Genomic DNA, 3,139 nt, shown 5'->3' with positions numbered 1-3,139 from the left:
CCTGGAAGGGCGGGCCGCCGACGTGGGCGACGAAGCTGGTGAAGCCCGCAACGATGCCCCAGAACGCCGCAGCGATGCGGTTCGGCTCCACCTCGTGGTCGGCGCCGTGGCGAAACTGCAGATAGATCCAGCGCAGGACGAAGACCAGCGCGACCGCGCCGACGATCAGCCGCACCATTTCCTCCGTCACCAGGGCCGCCGTCAGCCAGCCGAGGCCGATGCCGATGACGGCGCCGGGCATCATGTCGACCAGCATCTTGCGATCATAGACGCCCCACCATGTCCACACCGAAACGATGTCCATCAGGCAAAGGATCGGCAGCAGGATGGCCGCCGCCTGCACCGGCGGGATGGCCAGCGCCATCAGCGGCACGCCGACGAAGCCTACGGCGCCGCCGAAGCCGCCCTTCGACAGGCCGACGAGGATGACCGCCGGAATGGTGGCGGCATAGAACCAGGGATCGCTGAGCAGGCCTGACATGGGAGATACGGCGACAAGAAACGGCTGGAGGATGGCGGGAGACTTGCAATAGACCACAAAGCGAAAGACCGCGATAGCCGAAGCGCCCCGCCAGCCGGTCGGCGCGATCAACTGTCCGTAATCCGGCCTGCCGAGTTTGCGGCTGGCGGCGGGCCATGCATAAGGTCACCCGCCCAGCATGAGGTTTGACGATGAGCGAAGTCCTGATCCGCCGCGCGGACAAAGCCGATCTTGCGGCGATCGTCGCGATGCTTGCAGATGACGCGCTTGGCCGCGCCCGCGAGAATGCAAGCGTGCCTTTGGTGCAAGCCTGTCAGGACGCCTTCGCGACCATAGACGGCAACCCGAACCATTTCCTGGCGGTGATGACGGACGGCGCCGAAGTCATCGGCACCTTGCAGATCAGTTTTATCCCGGGCCTGTCGTTGCAGGGCGCCTGGCGCGGCCAGATCGAGGCGGTGCGCGTCGCGGCGAGCCGGCGCGGAGGGCAGTGCCTGCTGGAATGGGCCATCGAAAGATGCCGCGAGCGCGGCTGCAGGGTGGTGCAACTGACGACCAACAAGAGCCGGCTCGACGCGCACCGCTTCTACGAACGGCTCGGCTTCAAGGCGAACCACATCGGCTACAAGCTGGATCTTTGACGCACCCGCGCCGGCGATGCCGCCGACCTCTCATCGCCGCGCCTGAACCAGAAGAAACATCGGCCGCTCGACCTCTTTGGCCAGTTCAGGCCTGGCGGCGATCTGCCCTTCAGTTGGACAGAATTCCTCCACGCGGCCGATGGTGAACCCGGCCTGGATCAGGTTGTTGAGCGTGGTGCCGAGTGTGCGGTGGTACTTCACCACGCCCTCGGAGAACCAGTCGGTCGTGCGCGGCCCTTCCACCAGATACTGATCGACGGGCCAGACGTTCCTTCCTGCGGCGTCCACGGACCAGCCCGGATTGCTTGGAGCCATGAAGATCGGATGCTCCGTCGAGAAGACGAAGAATCCGCCGGGGACCAGGGCCTGGTAAACCGTCGCGAACAGCCGCGCGGCATCGCTGACATAATGCAGGGCAAGCGAGCTATAGGCGAGGTCGAAGCGCGCCTTCGGCAAGCTGAGCTCGTCGAGGTCGACCCGCTCATAGGCTGTGGCTTCGTCGGAGCCGGCGGCGCGTGCTCGGGCGAGCATCCTTTCCGACAGGTCGAGGCCCAGAACCTCCTTGGCTCCGTGCGCCCGCGCCCAGCGGCAGAACCAGCCGAAGCCGCAACCGAGATCGACGATGCTTAGACCAACCACCTTCGGCAGCATGGCGCGCAGAACCGGCCACTCGGGCGCGCCGTCCAACCCTTCCACCGAATGATGCAGACGGCTGTAGCCTTCGAAGAAATCGGCCTTGTCGTAGATATTTTGCGCCATGCTCTTCCCGTGCTTTCGCTTGCTAACTTAGCGGTCGTTTCGTTAGCGTCCATCAGGAGCTTCAACAGGCCGTCTGTCAGTCCTTGAAGATTGGCGCAAGCCGCTGCTGCCGTGACGCTTTTCAGCGGCGATCTTCGCCCGCCTCCTGTTCAAGCCGGACGCTTTGCTCTATGCCGCAATGCCACCATGTTCGCCCGGCATAGGCGAAAACCGGGATCGAAGACCGATGAATGAAGCAACCCCGCCCAATCGCTGCCGAATCGTGCTGATCGCGCCGCCGCTTGTGACTCCCGAGCACATCTGCACCGCCTTCGACGGCGGCGACGTCGCCTCGCTGATCCTGCCCGAAAACGGCATGGATGACGCCGCCTTCCAGGCCTTCGCCGAGAAGATCGTGCCGATCGCGCAGGCCGCCGGCGTCGCCGTCATCATCGCCGGCGACAGCCGCATCGCCGGCCGCGTCCATGCCGACGGCATTCATGTCGAGGCAAACCGCCAGGAACTGGCCGAGACGATCGAGCGCTTGGCCGACAAGATGATGGTCGGGGCGGGCGGCGCCAAGACCCGCGACGAGGCGCTGGATCTCGGCGAGGAGCGGCCCGACTACATGTTCTTCGGCCGCTTCGGCTATGACAACAAGCCCGAGCCGCACCACCGCAATCTCGCTCTCGGTGAATGGTGGGCGCAGATGATCCAGATTCCTTGCATCGTGATGGCCGGCTCCGAGCTTGCGTCGGTGGAAACGGTAGCGGCCACCGGCGCCGAGTTCGTGGCGCTCTCCAGCGCCGTCTTCGCCGACGGACTCGATCCGCGCGCGGCGGTCGCCGCGGCCAACGCGCTGCTCGACCAAATCGCGCCGCGCTTCGAGGACTGACGTGCGCTGGTCCCGGCTTTCCTTCGCGGCGTTGGCCGCGGCCTTGACGATCCAGGCGGCCGCCACCGTGGCCGCCGAGACCCCGCCGGTGCCGCAGCCCAGACCGGACACGACCACACCCGACACGAGCGCGCCGGATACAAGCGCCCCTGCTAGCGGCGCCCCGAATACAAGCATTCCGAATATAAGCGCCCCAAATACCGGCGCCCCGAATGCTGCCGCCCCGAATACTGGCGCGGCCCATGCCGACAAGCCGATCGAAACACCGCTGCCACAGCCGGCAACGCTTCAACCGCCATCGGCCGATACCATCAATCCCGATCGCTTCGGCGCCAAGCTGCCGGACGCCGCCTACGGCGCCTTCCAGCGCGGCCTCTACAAGAC

At 65.7% G+C, this 3,139-nt stretch carries 4 protein-coding genes and 1 pseudogene; 3 read left to right on the top strand and 2 right to left on the bottom strand.

The genetic code is table 11. The features are described from left to right. Positions 1 to 481: sulfite exporter TauE/SafE family protein (locus tag EOA32_RS35605; protein WP_145971474.1), on the bottom strand; the 481-nt coding region annotated here is incomplete at its 3' end. Positions 482 to 672: 191 nt separating this feature from the next. Between EOA32_RS35605 and EOA32_RS35600 the strand changes: the two genes are divergently transcribed. Beyond that, the gene (locus EOA32_RS35600) at positions 673 to 1,122 is read left to right on the top strand and encodes a GNAT family N-acetyltransferase (RefSeq protein WP_095828343.1); all 450 of its coding nucleotides are present in this window, start codon (positions 673 to 675) and stop codon (positions 1,120 to 1,122) included. Between the two features lie 30 nt (positions 1,123 to 1,152). On the opposite strand, the gene EOA32_RS35595 is transcribed toward EOA32_RS35600, so the two are convergent. Further along, a complete protein-coding gene (locus EOA32_RS35595; RefSeq protein WP_128374181.1) occupies positions 1,153 to 1,881 on the bottom strand; it encodes a class I SAM-dependent methyltransferase in 729 nt (242 codons plus the stop codon). Between the two features lie 226 nt (positions 1,882 to 2,107). Here EOA32_RS35595 and EOA32_RS35590 point away from each other — a divergent pair, with 226 nt between their 5' ends. Both EOA32_RS35590 and EOA32_RS35585 read left to right on the top strand, forming a co-directional pair. Beyond that, on the top strand, positions 2,108 to 2,755 hold the full coding sequence (locus EOA32_RS35590) for a thiamine phosphate synthase (RefSeq protein ID WP_128374180.1): 648 nt from the start codon (positions 2,108 to 2,110) through the stop codon (positions 2,753 to 2,755). 1 nt (position 2,756) lies between these two features. Next, a pseudogene (locus EOA32_RS35585) lies at positions 2,757 to 3,139 on the top strand (hypothetical protein); the annotation flags it as partial.

The sequence above is a fragment of the Mesorhizobium sp. M1A.F.Ca.ET.072.01.1.1 genome, assembly GCF_004023325.1.
Lineage (GTDB): Bacteria > Pseudomonadota > Alphaproteobacteria > Rhizobiales > Rhizobiaceae > Mesorhizobium.
Note: the sequence above shows the minus strand (reverse complement) of the source record. Positions and strands in the feature narration are given on the sequence as shown.

Bases quoted from the DNA above. Each gene is read 5' to 3' on its own strand.
- EOA32_RS35600 (WP_095828343.1), top strand. From the start codon at position 673: ATGAGCGAAGTCCTGATCCGCCGCGCGGACAAAGCCGATCTTGCGGCG.
- EOA32_RS35595 (WP_128374181.1), bottom strand. From the start codon at position 1,881: ATGGCGCAAAATATCTACGACAAGGCCGATTTCTTCGAAGGCTACAGC.
- EOA32_RS35590 (WP_128374180.1), top strand. From the start codon at position 2,108: ATGAATGAAGCAACCCCGCCCAATCGCTGCCGAATCGTGCTGATCGCG.